We start from the raw sequence: 21,348 nt of genomic DNA on the forward strand, positions 1-21,348 counted from the left end.
AAAGACGTGATCGGTCATGATCGTGCCTGATCCTGTCGCTCCGCCTGAAAACATCCATGGAACCGCGATCCTGATCGGCGAGCGCGGCGTCCTGATCACTGGGCCGTCCGGTGCCGGCAAGACGACGCTGGCGCTGACACTCCTGGACCATTGTCGCGCGCGCGGGTTGTTCTCGCGGCTGATCGGCGACGATAGGCTGCTTGCCACGGCCCATGCGGGGCGGCTGGTCTGTCGCGTGCCGGCGACCATCGCCGGTCTCGCCGAAGTGCCTGGGTTCATGCCGCGTCCGCTGCCGTTCGAGCCCGGCGGGGTGATCGACCTGCATGTGAGGCTGGTGCCAAAGCCAGAGATGGCCCGTTTCCAGGAGGAAATCAGCGAGCCGGTCGCAGGCTGCCCGGTGCCGCGTATCGACCTTGCCGAGCGTAACGCCGCCACGGCCCTGCCCGCCGTGATGGCGCGGCTGTCGATCGCGCCTTTTCTATGATCCGCTCCCGATTTTTTGCTGCAATGCGTCAAAATGGCATGGGCCGGCGCAATTTTGGGCTTGTCAACGGGCCGCGCGTCGACAAGATAGCGCTCCCGCCGCCTGGAATGGCTGGCGAGCATAAAATGCGCCTGTGAAGCGGCGATGACGGGAGCCACCAAAGAATGATCGGACTCGTGCTTGTAACGCACGGTCAACTGGCCACCGAGTTCCGACATGCCGTCGAACATGTCGTCGGGCCACAAGACAATTTCGAAACCGTGGCGATCGGTGCCGACGACGATATGGAACAGCGTCGTCGCGACATCGTCGACGCCGTCGCCCGCGTCGACACCGGAACAGGCGTCATCGTGCTGACCGACATGTTCGGTGGCACACCGTCGAACCTCGCCATTTCGGTGATGGAGTCCGGCCGCACAGAGGTGATCGCCGGTATGAACCTGCCGATGCTGATCAAGCTGTCCTCGATCCGCAAGGGCGATAACATGGCGGCCGCGCTCGACGAGGCGCAGGCAGCCGGCCGCAAATACATCAACGTCGCCAGCCAGCTTCTGAGCAGCAAATGAACGCGCTATCCCCGGAAAAAGACCAGATTGTCCGGGAGTTTCCGATCGTCAACCAGCGCGGCCTGCACGCCCGCGCCTCGGCGAAATTCGTCCAGCTTGCCAGCGGCTTCGACGCCTCGGTGCATGTCGAGAAGGACGGCCTCAAGGTCGGCGGCACGTCGATCATGGGCCTGATGATGCTTGCCGCCAGCCCGGGCTACTCGATCCGCGTCACCGCCAGCGGGCCTGAGGCGCTTGAGGTCATGGACGCGCTGGAGCAGCTTGTCGCCTCCCGTTTCGGCGAGGAATGCTGATCCCGCACGCCGCCCGGGCATGCCCGAGAGACATGCAGGGATAAAGATTTCTTTATATCCCATTGTCGTCTCGATACCGATCTGCTAGTCAGGCCGGCAATTCGCGCCCTTCGACGCGCCAACCGGCGCGGGCGCATCCGCAACCAATTCGCAAGCACATCAAATTGCACGGAGCACTGCCATGACGGGTAGCAAGGATTATGTGGTCGCCGACATCTCGCTTGCCGGCTGGGGCCGCAAGGAACTGGATATCGCCGAAACCGAAATGCCGGGCCTGATGGCCTGCCGCGAGGAATTCGGCGCCAAGAAGCCGCTGAAAGGCGCGCGCATCACCGGCTCGCTCCACATGACCATCCAGACCGCGGTGCTGATCGAGACGCTGAAGGCGCTCGGCGCCGATATCCGCTGGGCTTCCTGCAACATCTTCTCGACCCAGGACCACGCGGCAGCCGCCATTGCCGAAGCCGGCATTCCGGTCTTCGCTGTCAAGGGCGAGAGCCTCGAACAGTATTGGGACTATACCGACCGTATCTTCCAGTGGACCGATGGCGGCCTTTCCAACATGATCCTCGATGATGGCGGCGACGCCACCATGTACATCCTGATCGGCGCCCGCGCCGAGGCCGGTGAGGATGTGCTGTCCAATCCGCAGAGCGAGGAAGAGGAATATTTCTACGCCCAGGTCAAGAAGCGCCTGAAGGCTTCGCCCGGCTTCTTCACCAAGCAGAAGGCGGCCATCCGCGGCGTCACCGAAGAGACGACCACCGGCGTCAACCGGCTTTACCAGCTGCAGAAGAAGGGCCTGCTGCCCTTCCCGGCCATCAACGTCAACGATTCCGTCACCAAGTCGAAGTTCGACAACAAGTATGGCTGCAAGGAATCGCTGGTCGACGGCATCCGTCGCGGCACCGACACGATGATGGCCGGCAAGGTCGCGGTCGTCTGCGGCTATGGCGACGTCGGCAAGGGTTCGTCGGCCTCGCTCAAGGGCGCCGGCGCCCGCGTCAAGGTCACCGAGGTCGACCCGATCTGCGCGCTGCAGGCGGCGATGGACGGTTTTGAGGTCGTCACGCTGGAAGACGCGGCTCCGACCGCCGACATCGTCATCACCACCACCGGCAACAAGGACGTCGTCACCCTCGACCACATGCGGTCGATGAAGGACATGGTGATCGTCGGCAATATCGGCCACTTCGACAACGAGATCCAGGTCGCGTCGCTGCGCAATCTGAAGTGGACCAACGTCAAGCCGCAGGTCGACATGATCACCTTCCCTGACGGCAAGCGGATGATCCTGTTGTCGGAAGGCCGCCTGCTCAATCTCGGCAACGCCACCGGCCATCCGAGCTTCGTCATGTCGGCGTCCTTCACCAACCAGGTGCTGGCCCAGATCGAGCTGTTCAGCAAGGGCGAGCAGTACCAGAACCAGGTCTATGTCCTGCCCAAGCATCTCGACGAGAAGGTCGCGCGCCTGCACCTCGACAAGCTCGGCGCCCGCCTGACCGAACTGTCGGGTGAACAAGCCGCCTATATCGGCGTCACGCCGCAGGGTCCGTTCAAGCCGGAACACTACCGCTATTAACCAAAGCTAAATTTACTACCAGATATTGACGCCGGGCGATTGACTTTTCGCCCGGCTTTATTTTTGCGCGCGATCAGCCTTCACGGCGATTCGGCGAGGGTTTATTGTCAGGTGATTCGCGACGCTTCCGGCCCGAGAGGGGATCAGAGAGGCGCGTTTCAGGGCGGTCTTGCATTCAGGCGGCGGAGAGGACCAAGACATGCCGGGGCAAAACCCGCACGGAGCGGGATCGGCCGTTTCCGGCGGCCATGACGATTCGGGGACCATAGGCTCGGCCACTCAGGGTGGGCGCCTTTCATGGCGTGCCCGCGCGGGACTGTTCCTGGCCAGTTCAGCACTTGCCTATCCGTTGGCCAGCGCCGTGGCGCATGCCGAGAACGCCGCCGTGGCGACGGCCGGCCTGTCGATCAGCACAGTCGAAGTCATGCAGCTTGCGGTGTTCGTCGGCGTGACGGGCGCGGCGCTTTTGTCGGCCATCGTTCTCATCCGTGAACGGGCTCGTACCTCGGCGGAAAATGTCGAACTGAGAAGCCGCGTCGCCGACGTCAACGCGGCGCTGCGCCGTTCGGAAGCGCTGCTCAATCTGCGCGACCAGCGTGTGGTCGTCTGGGCCTCGGAAAACAAGAAACCCGAACTCATCGGCACATTGCCGGTCGAAAGCGGCGCGCCGGAGGAGCGGGCAGCTTTCCTCGCCTTCGGCCGCTGGCTGATGCCGCGCTCGGCGGCGGCGCTCGAGCATGCCGTCGCGGGCTTGCGTGAAAAGGCCCGGCCCTTCGACCTGGTCATCGAATCGCAAGCCGGCGCACCGCTCGAAGTGCATGGCCGCAAGAGCGCCGCGCACATACTGGTGCGGTTCGTCTCGCTTTCCGAGACCCAGCGCAGCCAGGCCCGGCTGAAGATCGACAACCAGCGGCTGGCCGCCGACCACGACACGATGATCGGCCTGCTCGAGGCGCTGAAGATGCCGGCATGGCTGCGCGATGAGCACGGGCGCCTGAAATGGGTCAACCGGGCCTATGCCGACGCGGTCGAAGCCGAAAGCGCGGAGGCCGCCGTCCGCGACGCCAAGGAATTCCTCGGCGGCCAGGCGCGTGAGGCAATCGACACCCAGCACAAATCGCATCCCGTCTTCGAGCAGTCGCTATCCACCGTCATCGAAGGCGACCGCCGTGTCTTCGCGGTGACCGACTTCGCCGGCCCGGACGGTTCGGCCGGCCTTGCTTGCGACACCAGCGCCATCGAGACCATTCGCGGCGAATATGAGCGCACGGTGCGCAGCCACGCCGACACGCTCGACCAACTCAACACCGCCGTTGCCATCTTCGACACCGACGAGAAGCTGCGCTTTTTCAACCAGGCGTTCCAGAAACTGTGGGGCCTCGACAGCGGCTTCCTGCACAGCGCGCCCGACAATGCGCTGTTGCTCGACCGGCTGCGCAGCGAAGGCAAGATCGCCGAGCAGCCCGAATGGCGCCGCTGGAAGGAAGGCCTGCTCGGTGCCTACCGCGCGGTGGAATCGCAGGAGCATTGGTGGCATCTGCCTGATGGAAAGACCATCCGCGTCGTCGCCAACCCGCAGCCCAAGGGCGGCGTCACCTGGGTGTTCGAGAACCTGACCGAAAAGATGGACCTGGAAAGCCGCTACCGGACCGCGGTGCGGGTCCAAGGCGAGACGCTCGACAATCTCGCCGAGGGCGTGGCGGTGTTCGGCCCCGACGGCCGGCTGCGGCTGTCGAACCCGGCCTTTGCCACGCTGTGGGGCCTGGGCACGGAGGCCGCCAAGCCCAATGTGCACGTTTCCACGATCCGCGATCTTAGCGACCGGCAGGCGGTCGACAGCCCCTGGCCCGGTTTTGTCGCCGCCATCACCGGTTTCGACGACGAACGCCGCGAACGCCACGGCCAGACCGAGCTCAACAACGGCACCGTGCTGCGTTATGCCGTGATTCCGCTGCCCAACGGGCAAGTGATGATGACCTTCGTCGACGTCACCGACAGCGTGCATGTCGAACGTGCGCTGAAGGACAAGAACGAGGCGCTGGAAAAGTCCGACCAGCTCAAGAACGACTTCGTCCAGCACGTGTCCTACGAGCTGCGTTCGCCGCTGACCAACATCATCGGATTCACCGAACTGCTTTCACTGCCCACCACCGGACCGCTGAATCAAAAGCAGCGCGAATATGTCGAGCATGTCAGCTCGTCCTCTTCGGTGCTGCTGACCATCGTCAACGACATACTCGACCTTGCGACCGTCGACGCCGGCATCATGCAGCTCGACATTTCCGAGGTGCATGTCGACCGCACCATCGCGGCGGCTGCTGAACTGGTTGCCGACCGGCTGCAGGAGCATTCGATCCGGCTCGAGGTCGATGCCGCCGCGGCACCGAAGACCTTCCACGGCGACGAGACCCGCATCCGCCAGATCCTCTACAATCTGCTCAGCAATGCCGCCAACTACGCGCCAGAGGCCAGTACCATCCGGCTCGCCTGCCGCCATCTGGCGGACGGGGTGGAATTCTCGGTGCATGACGATGGTCCCGGCATGCCACCGGATGTCCTCGATTCGGTGTTCCGCCGCTTCGAACCGCGCACCAATGGTGGCCGTAGGCGCGGTGCCGGGCTCGGCCTGTCGATCGTCAAGAGCTTCGTCGAACTGCATGGCGGCCACGTTCGCATCGAAACCGGCAAGGACAAGGGCACGACCGTCATCTGCACCTTCCCCGACATGCCGGGCATCCGCGCCGCGGCCGAGTAGCCCGCTCGATGACGGGCCTGGTGCTGGAGCGGTTGCTCACCGATGAGACACAGACGGCGCGGCTAGGCGAGGACCTGGCGCTGGCGCTGCGTGCCGGCGACGTGCTGGCGCTCCAAGGCGATCTCGGCGCCGGCAAGTCCACTCTCGCACGGGCCCTGATCCGGACGCTTGCGGACGATGCCGGTCTCGATGTGCCGAGCCCGACCTTCACTCTGGTCCAGAGCTACGACACGCGCATTCCGGTGCACCATTTCGACCTCTACCGCCTGTCCTCGGCGAGCGAGCTCGACGAACTCGGCTTCGACGAGGCGCTGACGCAAGGGGCTGCCCTCGTCGAATGGCCTGAGCGGGCCGAAGGCTATCTGCCGAAGACAACGCTCTTGATCGAACTCGTCCAGCATGGCGAAGGCCGGCTGGCGCGGTTGTCAGGGCAAGGGGCGGCCTTCGACCGCGCGGCGCGGTCGCTGGCCATGCGCGGCTTTCTGGAGAGTGCCGGCTGGGGCGAAGCGCGGCGCCGCCATTTCATCGGCGACGCCTCGGCCCGCTCCTATGAGATCGTAACGCTTCCCGGCCAAGAGCCGCGCGTGCTGATGAACTCGCCGCGGCTGGTGCTCGGCCCGCCCGTGCGCGACGGCAAACCCTATGCCGTGATCGCCCACACCGCCCAGTCGGTCACCGCTTTCGTGGCCATCGACCGCGCCTTGAAGGCCGGCGGCGTCAGCGCTCCAGAAATCCATGCCGAGGACCAGGACCAAGGTTTTTTGCTGCTCGAACATCTCGGTTCGCAAGGGTTTCTCGGCAAGGACGGCGAGCCTCTACCGGAACGCTACGCCGCTGCCGCCGAGCTGCTGGCCATGATGCATAGCAAGACTTGGCCGCGGAGCCTACAAGCCGGACCCGGCAGTTTCCACGAAGTACCGCCTTTCGACCGCGACGCGATGATGATCGAAGCCGATTTGCTGGTCGACTGGTATGTGCCGGCGATATCGGGCGGCCCGGCCAGCGACGATCTTCGCGCCGGCTACTCCAGGGAATGGAACGCGCTTTTCGACCGGCTGCAAGGCAGCGAATACACGCTGATGCTGCGCGACTTCCATTCGCCCAACATCATCTGGCGTGGCGACCGCGCCGGCCATGACCGGCTGGGCATCGTCGACTTCCAGGACGCTCTGATCGGGCCCTCAGCCTATGACGTCGCTTCGCTGGCCATGGATGCCCGCGTCACCCTATCGCCCGAGATCGAAAGGCAGACGCTCGACGCCTATGTCGCGGCGCGCCATGCAGCGGGGGCTTTCGACGAAGTGAGTTTCCTGGAGGCCTATGCAATGATGGCCGCGCAGCGCAACTCCAAGATCCTCGGCATTTTCGTGCGCCTCGAAAAACGCGACGGCAAACCTTATTATCTGAAGCACCTGCCGCGCATCCGCGACTATCTGCGCCGGGCGCTGTCCCACCCGGCGCTTGCCAGCCTGCGGGATTTCTACGACACGCACGGGCTGCTTGAGGAACGAACACTGTGACAAGACCGGATACCGCCATCGTGCTCGCCGCCGGGCTTGGCAAGCGCATGCGGCCGATCACCGATACGATCCCCAAGCCGCTGGTCAGGATCGCCGGCAAGACCTTGCTCGACTGGGGGCTGGACAGCCTCGCCGCCGCCGGCGTCGCCAAGGCGGTGGTCAACGTCCATTATCTGCCCGAACAGATCGTTGTCCATGTCGCCGCGCGTAGCGCTCCGCGGATCATCATTTCCGATGAGAGCGACCGGCTGCTCGACTCCGCCGGCGGCATCGTCAAGGCGCTGCCGGAACTCGGTCAACAGCCGTTCTACATCCTCAACGCCGACACCTTCTGGATCGACCACGGCCCGCTCAATCTCGGGCGGCTCGCCCTTGCATGGGACGCCGCGAAAATGGATATTCTGCTGATGCTGGCGGATCTCCATCAGGCGACAGGACACTGTGGCAGCACCGATTTCCTGGTAGCGCCGGACGGCGGCTTGCGGCGTTCAAAAGGCGATCCGGCCGGCCTGATCTATGCCGGTGCGGCGATCATCCATCCGCGCCTGTTCAAGGACGCATTGGCCGAACCGCATTCGCTCAACGCTTATTTCGATAGAGCGATTGCCGCCGGCCGGCTGTTCGGCATGCCGATGCACGGCCACTGGATCACCGTCGGCACGCCCGATGCCATTCCACAGGCGGAAGCAGCGGTCGCCGGCGCGCTAACCGAGTCGCAATGAGCGGCTCAAGCCGCGTTTTCTCGATCCCGCCCGGAGCGCCGTTTCTGCCGACGCTGGCCGAGGCGCTGCTTGCCGGCCGCCTGGTCCCGGGATTTCGCTTTGACGGTAAACCGCTCGCTCTGGCCGATGTCACCATATATGTGCCGACGCGCCGCGCCGCGCGTGCCTTGCGCGGTGTCTTCGTCGACAGTTTGAAGGCACGCGGCGGCGGCGGTTCGGCGATCCTGCCCGTCATCCGCCCGCTCGGCGAGTTCGACGAGGATGAGGCCGCGTTCGACGCCGAGCCATCGGCAGCGATCGATCTCGCGCCACCGATCGCGGCGACCGAACGCCTGTTGCTGCTGACGCCGCTGGTACGCGCCTGGAAACGCCGGCTGCCGGAGCATGTGTCCAAGCTTTTCGCCGAGGAAATCGTCATTCCCGCCTCCACTGCCGACGCGATCTGGCTGGCGCGCGATCTTGCGGGGCTGATGGACGAGATCGAGACGGAAGGCACCGACTGGGCGAAGCTTGCAGGCCTGGTGACCGGCAATCTCGCCGGCTGGTGGCAGGTGACGCTCGAATTCCTCGGCATCGTCACCGAGGCCTGGCCGAAATTCCTGAGCGAGAGCGACCGCTCCAATCCGGCCGCGCATCGCAGCGCACTGATCCGCTCCGAAGCGGCCCGGCTGCGGCGCAATCCACCGGCCGGACCGGTCATCGCCGCCGGCTCGACCGGCTCCATCCCGGCCACGGCGGAGCTGCTTGCCGCGATCGCCCGCTTGCCCGCCGGCGCCATCGTGCTGCCCGGGCTCGACCGCACGCTGGACGAAGCATCCTTCCAGGCGCTCGTCACCCCCGGCGCGCGGCCGGCCGTGCTTGGCCACCCGCAATATGGCCTGGCCAGGCTGATCGGCAAGATCGGCGTCCTGCGATCGGATGTCGAAGAGGTCGGCGCGCCCGAGCCGCACCTTGCGCTTCGCGCCGCGCTTGTCGGCGAAGCGCTGCGGCCAGCCGAGACCACCGAATTGTGGGCCGAGACGCGTAGCGGGTTTTCGGCGTCCGATATTGCCGGCGCGTTCGCCGACGTGACTCTGCTTGAAGCCGCCAGCGAGCGCGATGAAGCCGTCGCCATCGCCGTTGCGCTGAAGCAGGCCGTGGAAACCCCCGGCCAAAGGGCCGCGCTCGTCACCGGCGACCGGGCGCTGGCGCGGCGCGTCTCGGTGGAGCTCAAGCGTTTCGGCGTGGTTGCCGACGATTCCGGCGGCACGCCGCTCGCCAACAGCCCAGCAGCCAGCCTGCTCCGGCTGGCGCTGGAAGCGGTGTTCCGGCCGGGCGATCCGGTCGGCCTTTTGTCGTTGCTCAAGCATCCGCTGCTTGGCCTCGGCCTCGAACGCGCCGCTGTGCGCCACGCGGCGGAACTGGTCGAACTGGTGGCGCTGCGCGGCGGCACCGGCCGCCCGGACATCGTTTCGCTGCCGGAATTGTTCGAAACCCGCCTCACCGGTCTCGGCGACGACAGCCGGCCGCCCTTCTGGCTTTCCCGCCTGACCGTCCGCTCTATCGAGGATGCTCGCAACCTGCTCGCACGCCTGACAGAAGCGCTGTCGCCGCTTTCGGCCTTTCGCGACCAGGCAGATGCCGATCTTGCCGCGCTGGTCAAAGCCAGCATCGTGGCCTTGGAAAACCTCGGGCGCTCCGCCGATGGCGGCCTGGGCGAACTCTATGCCGGTGACGCCGGCGAAAAACTTGCCGAATTGCTGCGCGGGCTGGTCGCGGCGTCGGCACCGCTGTCGTTCGCGGCGAGCGAATGGCCTGACGTGATGGACGCGCTGATCGCGCCCGAGACGGTGAAGCCGGCGCAAGGCACCGACAGGAACATCGCCATCTGGGGCGCGCTCGAAGCGCGGTTGCAGGATGTCGACACGCTGGTCATTGGCGGGCTCAACGAAGGTGTCTGGCCGCGCAAGCCGGAGAGCGACCGCTTCATGTCACGGCTGATGAAGACCGGCATCGATCTCGAACCGCCGGAGCGGCGCATCGGCCTCGCCGCGCATGATTTCCAGATGGCGATGGGCGCGCAACACGTGGTGCTGGCCCGTTCGGCGCGTGCCGGCGACGCACCCGCCGTGCCGTCGCGCTGGCTGCAGCGCTTGCTCACCTTCATCGGCAGCGAACAGGCGGCAAGCCTTCGCCGGCGCGGCGACGAGTTGCTCGCCTGGGCACGCGCGCTCGACACCGGCCCAAAGCAGGATTTCGCGCCGCGGCCGCAGCCGAAGCCGCCATTGGCGGTACGCCCGACGCATTTCTCGGTCACCGAGATCGAGACGTTGCGTCGCGATCCCTACGCCGTCTATGCCAGACGAATCCTCGGCCTGATGCCGCTCGATCCGCTGATCCGCGATCCCGGTGCGGCCGAGCGTGGCACGCTGTTCCACGCCATCCTGCACCTGTTCTCGTCGCGCGTTGCCGATCCGCGTGCGCCGGAAGCGCTAGCCGGCCTCATCGCCGCCGGCCGCGCCTGCTTTGCCGAGGCCGCCCTTCCGGCCGATGTCGAGGCGGTGTGGTGGCCGCGCTTCGAGAAGCTTGCGGCCAACATCGTCGAATGGGAGCGCACGCGCGCCGATGCGGTGGTCCGGCGCCATGCCGAGGAGCGTGCCGGGAAGACCCCCGTCGGCCAATCCGGCGTGACGCTGTCGGGCTATGCCGACCGCGTCGACCTGCTGGCCGGCGGCATGGCCGATATTCTGGACTACAAGACGGGCTCCTCGCCCTCCAAGGCGCAGGCACACACGCTGCTTGCGCCGCAGCTGGCGCTGGAAGGCGCACTGCTGCGGCGCGGCGCCTTCAAGGATCTGGGCACGCGCGAGCCGTCGCAACTGGCCTTCATCAGGCTGAAGCCGAATGGCGAAGTGTTCGAGGAGTCCATTCTCGAGCACAACCGTCAGCCACGGACCGCCGCCGATCTGGCCGAAGAGGCCTGGGCGCGGCTGGAAAAGCTTTTGATCCATTATGCCGATCCGCAGACCTTCTATCTGTCGCGCGCGCTGCCGTTTCGCGAGGGCGAGACCGATGGCGACTACGACCATCTCGCCCGCGTGCTCGAATGGTCGGCCGGCGGCGATGCCGGCGACGAGGGAGGGGAGGCATGAAGAAAGCCTATCCCATCCCGAGCGACACCGCCAACAGCCAGGCCCGCGCCGCCGATCCGCGAAATTCGGCCTGGGTGTCGGCCAATGCCGGCTCCGGCAAGACCCATGTGCTGGCCCAGCGCGTCATCCGGCTGCTGCTCAACGGCACCGACCCGTCGAAAATCCTGTGCCTGACCTATACGCGCGCCGCCGCCGCCAACATGTCGAACCGGGTCTTTTCCACGCTGTCGGACTGGACGGTCCTCGGTGGCGCCGAGCTGGCCGCGAAGATCGAGGCCCTGGAAGGGCGGCGGCCCGACCGGGACACCATGCGCCGGGCGCGGCGCCTGTTCGCCGAAGCGCTGGAAACGCCGGGCGGGCTGAAGATCCAGACCATCCACGCCTTCTGCGAATCGGTGCTCCACCAGTTCCCGCTCGAAGCCAACATCCCGGCCCATTTCGAGATGCTCGACGGCCAGATGGAAGCATCGCTGTTCGCCGCCGCGCGCCGCGAGATGATCTCCGGCACGGCTGCCGGCAACCCGGATCTGGCCGACGCCTTCGCCACCGTGCTGGAGCGAGGCGGCGAGGCCGGTCTCGATGCCTTGCTCGGCGAAATCGTGCGCAAGCGCGACGGCTTGCGTCATTTCCTCGATGCGGTCGGGCGTGACGGCTTCCAGCCATTGTTCGATGAATTCCATTTCCGCCCCGGGCAGACCGCCGAAGGGATAGCAGCATCGGTTTGGCCACTGCCCGGCTTCCTGCCCGACTATTTTGCCGGCTTCGCCCAGGCCGCCGAATCCACCGACGCCAGATCGGTGCTGAACAACATCCTGCCCTATGCGCGTCAGGCTTTCGCCGAGAACGATCCCGTTCGCTGCCTGCAACTGTTGGCAAGAGCCTTCCTCAAGACCGATGGTGATCCCTACGACCCGGCAAAGGCCTTCAAGAAGGCGCTGACCGACCGATTGCCTGATCTGGCCGAGTGCTACCTCTCGGCGTCGAGCGCCATCATCGAAACCGTCGACCGGCTGGCGCTGTTCCGCATGCTGGAAGGCACACGCGCGGCACTGACCATCGCCGACTGGCTGATCGCCCGCTACGAAGTGCTGAAGCGCGGCCGGGGCTTTCTCGACTTCAACGATCTGATCACCCGCACGGTCAACCTTCTGGCGCGGCCCGATGCTGGACCCTGGGTGCAATACAAGCTCGACCAGGGCATCGACCACATATTGCTCGACGAGGCGCAGGACACCAGCCCGGATCAATGGGAGGTGGTGAAGCGGCTGGCGGAGGAATTTTTCGCCGGCTTCGGCGCGCGCGACCGGGTCCACCGCACGGTGTTTGCCGTCGGCGACGAAAAGCAGTCGATCTATTCCTTCCAGGGCGCAGCGCCGGACTCTTTCGCCGACAGCCGGCTGCTGTTCGCCGGCAGAGTGCGCGACGCCGAAGCGTCCTTTGCCGATCTCAAGCTCACCTGGTCATTCCGCTCGACCGACGACGTTCTCGCCGCCGTCGACCGCGTCTTTGCCGACCCGATCGTGCGGCGCGGCATCAGCCACGATCCCGATCCGCTGAGCCATAAGGCTATCCGCACCGATGCACCGGGCTATGTCGAGGTCTGGCCGTCGATCGGTGCCGATGTGGTTGACGAACCCGATGACTGGACGCAAGCGATCGACCATGCCCATGCGCCGGCGGTGCGCGTTGCCGAGAATGTCGCGGCGACCATTGCCGGCTGGATCGGCAAGGGCGAAATCATCGAGGGCCGTGGCAAGCGGCTGCGCCCGGGCGACGTGCTGGTGCTGGTGCGCAAGCGCGACAGTTTTGTCCATGCGCTGACCCGGGCGCTCAAGCGCCGCGACATTCCGGTCGCCGGCGCCGACCGGCTGAGCTTGCCCGGCCATATCGCGGTCAAGGATTTGATCGCGCTTGGTCATCTGCTGATCCAGCCGCAGGACGATCTGTCGCTCGCCGCCGTGCTGCGCAGCCCGATCTTCGACCTGCCGGAGGAGGCGCTGTTCACGCTCGCCGCGCAGAGGCCGCCCGGCCTGTCGCTGGCCGCATCGCTGCGCCAGCAGGCCACAGAAAACGAGCCCCTTGCGAAGATTGTCTCCCAGCTCGACCTCTGGGCTGATGAGGCCGCTTTCAAGCCGGTGTTCGAGTTCTATGCCGGCCTCTTGGCATGCCATGGCGTTGGCGGAAGCGATGGCGTGCGTAGAAGGATGATCGCGCGACTCGGGCCGGAAGCCGGCGATATTCTCGATGAATTCCTGAGTTTCTGCCTGGCCGAGGAACGGACCGGCCTACCCGGGCTGGAAGCTTTTCTGTCGACGCTGGAAAATGCCGGCCCCGAGATCAAGCGCGAGATGGACCAGACGCGCGACGAGGTTCGCGTCATGACCGTGCACGCCGCCAAGGGGCTGGAGGCGCCGGTGGTGTTCCTGGTCGATGGCGGCTCCGCGCCGTTCAGCGACCAGCATCTGCCGCGGCTGATGCCTTTCGACGGCTCGGGCCGCAATTTCGTCGGCAAGGGCTATCTCTGGCGTTCGGCCAGCGATGTCGCCAACGGTTTTTCGAAGGCGGCGGCGGCACGGGCACGGGAGCTTGCAGACGACGAATACCGCCGGCTGCTTTATGTCGGCATGACCCGCGCCGAGGACCGGCTGATCGTCTGCGGCTATCATGGCAAGCGGGCGCCGAACACCGGCACCTGGCATTCGATCGTCAGCCGCGCGCTGATCGGCGCGCCCGAGAGCGAACCGCGTCCGCACCCCGCCGGCGGCGAGCCGGTGCACCGTTTCCATGTCACCAAACTGCCGCCCGTCGCGGCGAGCGCCGATGAACAGGCGCGGCGGGCCGATGCTTTCAGTCCGTTGCCTGGAACCCTGTTCCAGCCCTTGCCGCCCTTCGAGGACCTGCCGCGGCCGCTGTCGCCGTCTGGCGCCTCGGCGCTGATCGACGAAGGCAAGGAAGCGGTCGTCGACAAGGCTTCACCGGTGCTGGACGCCGACGCCGAACCGGGCTTTGCCGTGCTGCGCGGGCTCGCTTTGCACAAGCTGCTGCAGATGCTGCCCGGCCTTGCCGAGGGTGAACGCCAAGGCGCGGCCGAGCGTTATCTCGCGCGAACAGGTGCCGCATGGCCGCCCTCAGAGCGCGAAAAGGCCCTGGCGTCGGTCATCGCCATTCTTGCCGATCCACGCCTCGGCCAGCTGTTCGCACCCTCCTCGCGCGCCGAGGTCGCGATCATGGGTAGCCTGGAAGTGAGGGGCAAAATGCGTTCGATTTCCGGCAAGATCGACCGATTGGCGGTGACCGCGGACACGGTTTCGATCGTCGACTACAAGACCAATCGGCCGGCCCCCGCCTCGCTGGCCGAGATTCCGCCAGCCTATCTGCTGCAGCTGGCGCTCTATCGCGCCCTGCTGCAGCCGCTTTATCCCGGGCGTGAGGTCAAGGCGGCCCTGTTGTTCACCGAAGCGCCACGGCTGATCGAACTGCCGACCCGGGCCATGGATGACGCCCTTGCCCGACTCACAGGAGCGTGACACAAGACCTGCTTGAAGAAGGGCGCGACAGCCACCACATTTGGTGCGACAAAGAACTCTCGAAAGGAATTTTCCGCATGGGTGCCACCGTCAAGGTCGACAAGAACAATTTCCAGGCCGACGTGCTCAACGCCAAGGAGCCGGTCGTGGTGGATTTCTGGGCTGAATGGTGCGGCCCGTGCAAGATGATCGGCCCGTCGCTGGAAGAGATCGCCAACGAGCTCGGCGGCAAGGTTAAGATCGCCAAGCTCAACATCGACGAGAATCCCGAGCTTGCCGCGCAGTTCGGCGTGCGCTCGATCCCGACGCTGATGATCTTCAAGGGCGGCGAAGTCGCCGATATGAAGGTCGGTGCCGCGCCCAAGACTGCGCTGTCGCACTGGATCAATGGTAGCCTTTGATCCAACTGTTTAGACGCAATTCCGGACTGAAAACCGCTTCACACTTTTCTTGGAATTGCTTTGAAATTTCTGATTGCAAGAGCCCGGCCGTCGCGCCGGGCTTTTTGTTGGCGCCATCGGCCAACCCGCTCTGGCCCTCACATCAGGGCACGCCATGTCTTCTGCTGGCAGCAGAAACAGGGAGAGCGACATGACCGGATCCGCCAAGGCCACCGTCTTCATCGACAATGAGCGCGTCATCGTCACCGAGTACCGCTTCCAGCCCGGCGACAACACCGGCTGGCATCGCCATGGCCACGACTATGTCGTCGTGCCGCTGATGGACGGCAAAGTGAAGCTGGTGACCAAGGATGGCGAGACCTTCGCCGAGATGAAGAAAGGCGCGCCCTATTTCCGCAAGGAGGGCGTCGAGCACGACGTCATCAGCGCCAATGACGGCGAATATGCTTTTATCGAGATCGAGCTGAAGTGAGCCGCCAGGGCCGGGCCCTGGTGTAGCTTGGAATGCGGTCACCAGTCGGCGATGCGATCGCGGCCGATGAACTGCGCGCTTTTTGCGGTGTATTCGAACAGCTCGATCTTCACGCCGTTGGGGTCGCGGATCCAGGCCTGAAACGTGTCGTCGCAGGCATGCTTCTTGGCGGTCACGTCGATGCCCTTCGACTTGATATGGACGATCGCGGCGTCGATGTCTTCGACTTCCAGGCAGAAATGGTTGATCTGATTGAGCTCGTTGAAGCTCGTGCCGTCTTTCTGGAACACCTCGACATGGCTTCGGCCACCGCAATCCAGGTAGAAGCCGAAAATCTTGCCGTCGCGCAGGAAATTGAACCTTGTGTCCATGCCGAGCACGTCGCGGTAGAAACTGCGCGTCGCTTCCAGGTCTTGCGCGAAGATGCAGACATGGGCGAGTTGCTTCACCTTGATCATCATGAGCTCCTTTTGCAGGCCAGGCTCTCTCAGGTCGGCGGCGTGCCGTTCTCGGCCAGCACCGCGCCGGCCAGATAAAGCGATCCGCCGATCAGGATGCGCGGCGGCGGGCCGTCCCAGGTGTCGCGCAGCAGCATCAGTGCGTTGGCGACGGAACTCACCGGCTCGGCAGTCAGCCCGGCTTCCGTGGCCCGGATCGCCAGTTCGTCGTTCGGCACGCCGGCGTCGCTCAGGCTCACCGGCACGGTGTAGACATGCCGGACGAGACCCTTGAAGGCGCGGAAATAGCCGCTCTGGTCCTTGGTGTTGATCATCCCCGAGATGAGGAAGAGCGGGCGCGGGTTCTTTTCCTCCTGCTCGGCCAGCGCTTCGGCGACGACCACGCCGGCGCCCGGATTGTGGCCGCCGTCGAGCCAGATGTCGGCGCCCTTCGGCGCCAGCTCCGCCAGCCGGCCTTGCGCCAGCTTCTGCATGCGGCCGGGCCAAGCGACATGGGTCATCGCCTTCTCGGCGGCGCGGTGGCTGATCTCGAAGCCGGCCGCCTTGACCGCGGCGATCGCGGCGGCCGCATTGGCGAACTGGTGGCGCCCGGGCAGGCGCGGCGGCGGCAGGTCCATCAGGCCGTCCTCGTCCTGGTAAACCATGCGGCCGTTTTCCTCGAAGGCGAGGAAATCCTGGCCGTAGACGAAGGTCGGGCACTCCAGCCGCTCGGCGGTCTCGATCAGCACCTGCAGCGCCGTTTCGCTTTCCTGTGCGCCGATGACCACCGGGCAGCCGCGCTTCATGATGCCGGCCTTTTCAGCCGCGATCAGTTCGACACGGTCGCCGAGATAGGCTTCGTGATCCATCGACACCGGCATGATCACCGACACCGCAGGCCTGGCGACGACATTGGTGGCGTCGAAGCGGCCGCCGAGGCCGACCTCGATGATGGCGGCTTCGGCCGGATGTTCGGAAAAAAGGATGAAGGTGACGGCGGTAAGGATCTCGAAGACGGTGATCTTCTGGCCGTCATTGGCCTTGGCGACGCGGGCAATGGCCTCGGCGAAGGTCTCGTCGTCGACAAGCTTGCCGCCCCCCTCGGCGGCGAGCCTGTAGCGCTCAGCCCAGTTCACCAGATGTGGTGAGGTGTGGACGTGGACAAGGTGGCCGGCGGCCTCGAGCAGCGCGCGCGAAAAGGCGGCGCAGGAGCCCTTGCCGTTGGTGCCGGCGATATGGATGACCGGCGGCAGCAGATCCTGCGGATTGCCCAGCCGCTCCAGGAGCCGCGTGATACGGTCGAGCGAAAGGTCAAAGCCTTTCGGGTGAAGCGCCATCAGGGCTTCGATTTCGCGGTCGGCGGCGAGCGTTGTCATGACAGAATCCTCGCGCATGGCCCGAGAGCCAGAATCGCTCCCAGAATGGCCATGGCAATCAAAAGGCTACAGCGCGCCATGGACATGGCGCAATCACTGTTCGCGGTGGCTGGTGTCGCGTCCTCAGGCTTGCGGCCGGGCTTCGGCAGGGATCACCGCAGGCGGCAGGATTTCCGGCTCCAGCGGCTTTTCCGCCTCCGGTATCTTGAGCAGCATCTTCAGCAGGCGCGCGATCGTGGCCCGCATCTCCAGCCGCGACACCACCATGTCGACCATGCCGTGCTCCATCAGATATTCGGAGCGCTGGAAACCATCGGGCAGCTTTTCACGGATGGTCTGTTCGATGACGCGCGGGCCGGCAAAACCGATCAGCGCGCCGGGTTCGGCAATGTGCACATCGCCCAGCATGGCGTAGGAGGCGGTGACGCCGCCGGTGGTCGGGTTGGTCAGCACGACAATGTAGGGAAGGCCGGCTTCCTTCAGCCGGTCGACGCCGACCGTAGTGCGCGGCAGCTGCATCAGGGACAAAATACCTTCCTGCATGCGGGCGCCGCCGGAAGCGGCGAACAGGATCAGCGGCCGCTTGCGCTGCAAGGCGACTTCGAAGCCGTGCACGATAGCGTCACCGGCGGCCATGCCGAGCGAACCGCCCATGAAAGCGAAGTCCTGCACTGTTACCACCACCGGCAGGCCCTCGACGGTGCCCAGCGCGTTGATGATCGCGTCTTCGAGGCCGGTCTTGGCCTTGGCATCCTTCAGCCGGTCGACATAGCGCTTCTCGTCCCGGAATTTCAGCGGATCCTGCATGACCTTGGGATTGTCCAGGGTCTCGTACTTGCCGTCATCGAAAAAGAATTTCAGCCGCTCCTTGGCCGAGATCTTCATGTGATGGCCGGAAGACGGGATGACGAACTGGTTGGATTCCAGATCCTTGTGGAACACCATTTCACCGGTCTCGGGATCCTTGATCCAGAGATTCTCGGGCATGTCGGTACGCCGGCCGAGCATCGAATTGATCTTCGGGCGAACGTAATTGGTGATCCAGTTCATCGCTTCGGCTCCTGTCCTGACGAAGAGTTGGCTAAAGACGTAGGAAAACTATTCGGCAGCAGCAAGGCGGGCCGAGCGCACGCCTTGCGCCAGGCCGCTGACCAGCGTGGCGACGGCCTCGGCCGGGTCGGCGGTCTTTTCGCCCTTCGGCCCCAGCACATTGGCGACCGCATTGACGATGGCCGTGCCGACGACGACGCCATCGGCATTGGCGCCGATGACACGCGCCTGCTCGGCGGTCTTGACGCCAAAGCCGACGCAGACCGGCAGGTCGGTGTGGCCCTTGATGCGGTTGACGGCGGCGGCCACCTTGCCGGTGTCGGCCAGCGCCGAGCCGGTGATGCCGGTCATCGACACGTAGTAGACGAAGCCCGACGTGTTCTGCAGCACTTTCGGCAGGCGCTTGTCATCGGTGGTCGGCGTCGCCAGGCGGATGAAGTTGATGCCGGCTTTCAGCGCCGGAATGCAGAGCTCTTCGTCCATTTCCGGCGGCAGGTCGACGACGATCAGCCCGTCGATGCCGCTGGCCAGCGCGTCCTTGAGGAAGCGGTCGACGCCGTAAATGTAGATCGGGTTGTAGTAGCCCATCAGCACGATCGGCGTTTCATTGTCGCTTGCGCGGAATTCGGACGCCATCTTCAGCGTCTTGACCAGCGTCTGGCCGCCTTTCAGAGCGCGCAGGCCGGCGGCCTGGATCGCCGGGCCATCGGCCATCGGATCGGAAAACGGCATGCCGAGCTCGATGATGTCTGAGCCGGCGCCGGGCAGCGCCTTCATGATCGACAAAGAGGTGTCGTAGTCGGGGTCGCCGCCCATGAAATAGGTGACGAGCGCCGGGCGGCCTTCGGTCTTCAGCTTCGCCATGCGGCGGTCGATGCGGGTCGTCATGTCTGGCCCTTTGGACAAATTTTGCTCATAATCAACTCCCAAGTCGAAACCGTCCAAAGGGCCTAGATCTCCATGCCCAGCATCGAGGCCACTGTGTGCACATCCTTGTCGCCACGGCCCGACAGGTTGACGATGACGATCTGGTCCTTGTCCATTTCAGGCACGATCTTCACCGCGTGGGCGATGGCGTGCGCCGATTCCAGCGCCGGGATGATGCCTTCGACGCGCGTCGTCAGCTTGAAGGCTTCGAGCGCCTCGTCGTCGAGGATCGGCACGTATTCGACGCGGCCGGAATCGCGCAGCCAGGAATGTTCCGGGCCGACGCCGGGATAGTCGAGACCGGCCGAGATCGAATGGCCGTCCATGATCTGGCCGTCGGCATTCTGCAAGAGATAGGTGCGGTTGCCGTGCAGCACGCCGGGCGAACCCGCATTCATCGAGGCGCAGTGCTCGATGCCGTCAAGGCCGCGCCCGCCGGCCTCGATGCCGATGATGCGTACCTCCTTGTCGTCGAGGAAGGGGTGGAACAGGCCGATGGCGTTGGAGCCACCGCCGACAGCGGCGATGATGGTGTCGGGCAGCCGGCCTTCCTGCTCGAGGATTTGCGCGCGGGCTTCCGTACCGATCACCGACTGGAAGTCGCGCACCAGTTCCGGATAGGGGTGCGGGCCGGCGGCGGTGCCGATCAGATAATAGGTGTCCTCGACATTGGTGACCCAGTCACGAAGGGCTTCGTTCATGGCGTCCTTCAGCGTGCCGTGGCCGGCGGTGACCGGCCGCACCTCGGCGCCAAGCAGCTTCATGCGGAACACGTTGGGGCTTTGACGGGCGACGTCGGTGGCGCCCATATAGACGACGCAGGGATAGCCGAAGCGGGCGGCGACGGTGGCGGACGCCACGCCATGCTGGCCGGCACCCGTCTCGGCGATGATGCGCTTCTTGCCCATGCGTTTGGCCAGCAGGATCTGGCCGAGGCAGTTGTTGATCTTGTGCGAGCCGGTGTGGTTCAGGTCCTCGCGCTTGAAATAGACCTTTGCGCCGCCCCCGAGGCCCTTCGCCGAGGAAACCTCACGAAGATGCCTGGTCAGGCCTTCGGCAAAATACAGCTTCGACGGCCGCCCGGCATAATGGGTCGAAAGATCGGTCAGCTCAGCCCTGAAATCCGGATCGTTCTTGACCTCATTCCAGTGCCGTTCGAGGTCGAGGATCAGCGGCATCAGCGTTTCGGCGACGAAACGGCCGCCAAAAATGCCGAACATGCCCTGTTCGTCGGGTCCGGTGCGGAAGGAATTGGGCATCGCCGGCTGGTCCATCGCCGATCTCCTAAATCTTATGTTTGAGCATGTCTTGTCGAAAAACCGGATTCCACTTTTCCGGGACATGCTACCTATCTAGTTCTTGAACATGTCCTTATCGGAAAACCGGATTCCACTTTTCCGGGACATGCTCTGATTGGAATCACGCTCAGGCGGCGCGGTCGTCGCGTGCTGCCCGGACGGCCCGGAAAAACTGTTCGATCAACGCCGGATCTTTGACGCCCGACGCGCTTTCCACGCCGGAAGAAATGTCTATTCCGGGCGGATTCGCAAGCCGAAGGGCATCGCCGATATTGGCGGCGTTGAGCCCACCGGAAAGCATGTAATCGACGCCGGCGTCAAGGCCGGCAAGGATGCGCCAGTCGAAGGCGACGCCATTGCCACCCGGCAGCTCGGAGCCTTTCGGCGGCTTGGCATCGAACAGGAACCGGTCGGCAACGCCGATGAACGGCTTGATCCGGTCGAGGTCGGCGGCCTCGCTGAGCGGCAATGCCTTCATTACCGGCAGGCCATAGCGGGCTTTGAGTTCAGCCACGCGCTCGGGCGTTTCCGAACCGTGCAGCTGCAGCATGTCGGGTTGCATGGCCGTGACGATCCCGTCCAGGAAGGCGTCACTGGCATCGACGGTAACGGCGACCGCCAAGGCCTTGCCGCGCGCGGCTTCGCGCAGGCGCCCGGCTTCCGCCGGCTCGACATAACGCGGGCTCTTCGCAAAGAAAATAAAGCCGACATGGCTGGCGCCGCCGGCGAGCGCCGCGGCCATTGCCTGGTCGGTCTTCAAGCCGCAGATTTTGATGTCGAGCGCCATGGCGCGGGAATTGGCATGAA

Annotated in this window: 17 protein-coding genes; 11 read left to right on the top strand and 6 right to left on the bottom strand. The window is 64.9% G+C overall.

Annotated elements, in window-relative coordinates:
• Positions 1–22 precede the first annotated feature (22 nt).
• From AC04SF_RS12605 to AC04SF_RS12655, 11 genes are all read left to right on the top strand, one after another.
• Entirely contained in the window at positions 23–484 is a 462-nt protein-coding gene (locus tag AC04SF_RS12605; protein ID WP_095201014.1) for an HPr kinase/phosphorylase, read from the top strand.
• 164 nt (positions 485–648) lie between these two features.
• Positions 649–1,050 (top strand): PTS sugar transporter subunit IIA, encoded by a 402-nt coding sequence (locus tag AC04SF_RS12610; protein WP_027032585.1) that lies wholly within the window; start codon positions 649–651, stop codon positions 1,048–1,050.
• Complete coding sequence (locus tag AC04SF_RS12615) at positions 1,047–1,343, top strand: HPr family phosphocarrier protein (protein ID WP_096452795.1); 297 nt, start codon at positions 1,047–1,049, stop codon at positions 1,341–1,343. Before AC04SF_RS12610 ends, AC04SF_RS12615 begins: the two co-directional genes overlap by 4 nt.
• A gap of 181 nt (positions 1,344–1,524) precedes the next feature.
• Positions 1,525–2,925 carry an adenosylhomocysteinase gene (ahcY, locus tag AC04SF_RS12620; RefSeq protein ID WP_027040652.1) on the top strand — a complete coding sequence of 467 codons (1,401 nt, stop codon included), beginning with the start codon at positions 1,525–1,527 and terminating at the stop codon, positions 2,923–2,925.
• 199 nt (positions 2,926–3,124) lie between these two features.
• Positions 3,125–5,680 carry a sensor histidine kinase gene (locus tag AC04SF_RS12625; RefSeq protein ID WP_488478066.1) on the top strand — a complete coding sequence of 852 codons (2,556 nt, stop codon included), beginning with the start codon at positions 3,125–3,127 and terminating at the stop codon, positions 5,678–5,680.
• Positions 5,681–5,688: 8 nt separating this feature from the next.
• Positions 5,689–7,200: a tRNA (adenosine(37)-N6)-threonylcarbamoyltransferase complex ATPase subunit type 1 TsaE gene (tsaE, locus tag AC04SF_RS12630; RefSeq protein ID WP_488478067.1), complete on the top strand. Its 1,512-nt coding sequence runs from the start codon at positions 5,689–5,691 to the stop codon at positions 7,198–7,200.
• Complete coding sequence (locus AC04SF_RS12635) at positions 7,197–7,922, top strand: nucleotidyltransferase family protein (protein ID WP_488478068.1); 726 nt, start codon at positions 7,197–7,199, stop codon at positions 7,920–7,922. The genes tsaE and AC04SF_RS12635 overlap by 4 nt, the downstream gene beginning before the upstream one ends.
• Complete coding sequence (addB, locus tag AC04SF_RS12640) at positions 7,919–11,053, top strand: double-strand break repair protein AddB (RefSeq protein ID WP_488478069.1); 3,135 nt, start codon at positions 7,919–7,921, stop codon at positions 11,051–11,053. The genes AC04SF_RS12635 and addB overlap by 4 nt, the downstream gene beginning before the upstream one ends.
• Entirely contained in the window at positions 11,050–14,580 is a 3,531-nt protein-coding gene (gene addA, locus AC04SF_RS12645; protein ID WP_488478070.1) for a double-strand break repair helicase AddA, read from the top strand. Before addB ends, addA begins: the two co-directional genes overlap by 4 nt.
• A gap of 77 nt (positions 14,581–14,657) precedes the next feature.
• Complete coding sequence (trxA, locus tag AC04SF_RS12650) at positions 14,658–14,981, top strand: thioredoxin (protein ID WP_096452785.1); 324 nt, start codon at positions 14,658–14,660, stop codon at positions 14,979–14,981.
• A 190-nt stretch (positions 14,982–15,171) separates the two neighbouring features.
• Complete coding sequence (locus AC04SF_RS12655) at positions 15,172–15,453, top strand: cupin domain-containing protein (protein ID WP_010912930.1); 282 nt, start codon at positions 15,172–15,174, stop codon at positions 15,451–15,453.
• A gap of 38 nt (positions 15,454–15,491) precedes the next feature.
• On the opposite strand, the gene AC04SF_RS12660 is transcribed toward AC04SF_RS12655, so the two are convergent.
• The 6 genes from AC04SF_RS12660 to AC04SF_RS12685 all read right to left on the bottom strand — a co-directional run bounded on the left by AC04SF_RS12660 (position 15,492) and on the right by AC04SF_RS12685 (position 21,328).
• A complete protein-coding gene (locus AC04SF_RS12660) occupies positions 15,492–15,911 on the bottom strand; it encodes a VOC family protein (protein WP_488478071.1) in 420 nt (139 codons plus the stop codon).
• A gap of 29 nt (positions 15,912–15,940) precedes the next feature.
• The gene (locus AC04SF_RS12665; RefSeq protein WP_488478072.1) at positions 15,941–17,266 is read right to left on the bottom strand and encodes a bifunctional folylpolyglutamate synthase/dihydrofolate synthase; all 1,326 of its coding nucleotides are present in this window, start codon (positions 17,264–17,266) and stop codon (positions 15,941–15,943) included.
• A gap of 123 nt (positions 17,267–17,389) precedes the next feature.
• On the bottom strand, positions 17,390–18,316 hold the full coding sequence (gene accD / locus AC04SF_RS12670; protein ID WP_488478073.1) for an acetyl-CoA carboxylase, carboxyltransferase subunit beta: 927 nt from the start codon (positions 18,314–18,316) through the stop codon (positions 17,390–17,392).
• A gap of 48 nt (positions 18,317–18,364) precedes the next feature.
• Entirely contained in the window at positions 18,365–19,204 is an 840-nt protein-coding gene (gene trpA / locus AC04SF_RS12675) for a tryptophan synthase subunit alpha (RefSeq protein WP_123168647.1), read from the bottom strand.
• Between the two features lie 62 nt (positions 19,205–19,266).
• A complete protein-coding gene (trpB, locus tag AC04SF_RS12680; protein ID WP_488478074.1) occupies positions 19,267–20,517 on the bottom strand; it encodes a tryptophan synthase subunit beta in 1,251 nt (416 codons plus the stop codon).
• 151 nt (positions 20,518–20,668) lie between these two features.
• Positions 20,669–21,328: a phosphoribosylanthranilate isomerase gene (locus AC04SF_RS12685; RefSeq protein WP_488478075.1), complete on the bottom strand. Its 660-nt coding sequence runs from the start codon at positions 21,326–21,328 to the stop codon at positions 20,669–20,671.
• Positions 21,329–21,348 lie beyond the last annotated feature (20 nt).

The organism is Mesorhizobium sp. CNPSo 4671, assembly GCF_057784245.1.

Coding starts and splice junctions, on each gene's coding strand:
- AC04SF_RS12665 (WP_488478072.1), bottom strand. CDS start 17,266: ATGACAACGCTCGCCGCCGACCGCGAAATCGAAGCCCTGATGGCGCTT.
- AC04SF_RS12625 (WP_488478066.1), top strand. CDS start 3,125: ATGCCGGGGCAAAACCCGCACGGAGCGGGATCGGCCGTTTCCGGCGGC.
- trpB (WP_488478074.1), bottom strand. CDS start 20,517: ATGGACCAGCCGGCGATGCCCAATTCCTTCCGCACCGGACCCGACGAA.
- AC04SF_RS12660 (WP_488478071.1), bottom strand. CDS start 15,911: ATGATCAAGGTGAAGCAACTCGCCCATGTCTGCATCTTCGCGCAAGAC.
- AC04SF_RS12610 (WP_027032585.1), top strand. CDS start 649: ATGATCGGACTCGTGCTTGTAACGCACGGTCAACTGGCCACCGAGTTC.
- ahcY (WP_027040652.1), top strand. CDS start 1,525: ATGACGGGTAGCAAGGATTATGTGGTCGCCGACATCTCGCTTGCCGGC.
- accD (WP_488478073.1), bottom strand. CDS start 18,316: ATGAACTGGATCACCAATTACGTTCGCCCGAAGATCAATTCGATGCTC.
- AC04SF_RS12655 (WP_010912930.1), top strand. CDS start 15,172: ATGACCGGATCCGCCAAGGCCACCGTCTTCATCGACAATGAGCGCGTC.
- AC04SF_RS12615 (WP_096452795.1), top strand. CDS start 1,047: ATGAACGCGCTATCCCCGGAAAAAGACCAGATTGTCCGGGAGTTTCCG.
- addA (WP_488478070.1), top strand. CDS start 11,050: ATGAAGAAAGCCTATCCCATCCCGAGCGACACCGCCAACAGCCAGGCC.
- trpA (WP_123168647.1), bottom strand. CDS start 19,204: ATGACGACCCGCATCGACCGCCGCATGGCGAAGCTGAAGACCGAAGGC.
- tsaE (WP_488478067.1), top strand. CDS start 5,689: ATGACGGGCCTGGTGCTGGAGCGGTTGCTCACCGATGAGACACAGACG.
- AC04SF_RS12685 (WP_488478075.1), bottom strand. CDS start 21,328: ATGGCGCTCGACATCAAAATCTGCGGCTTGAAGACCGACCAGGCAATG.
- addB (WP_488478069.1), top strand. CDS start 7,919: ATGAGCGGCTCAAGCCGCGTTTTCTCGATCCCGCCCGGAGCGCCGTTT.
- trxA (WP_096452785.1), top strand. CDS start 14,658: ATGGGTGCCACCGTCAAGGTCGACAAGAACAATTTCCAGGCCGACGTG.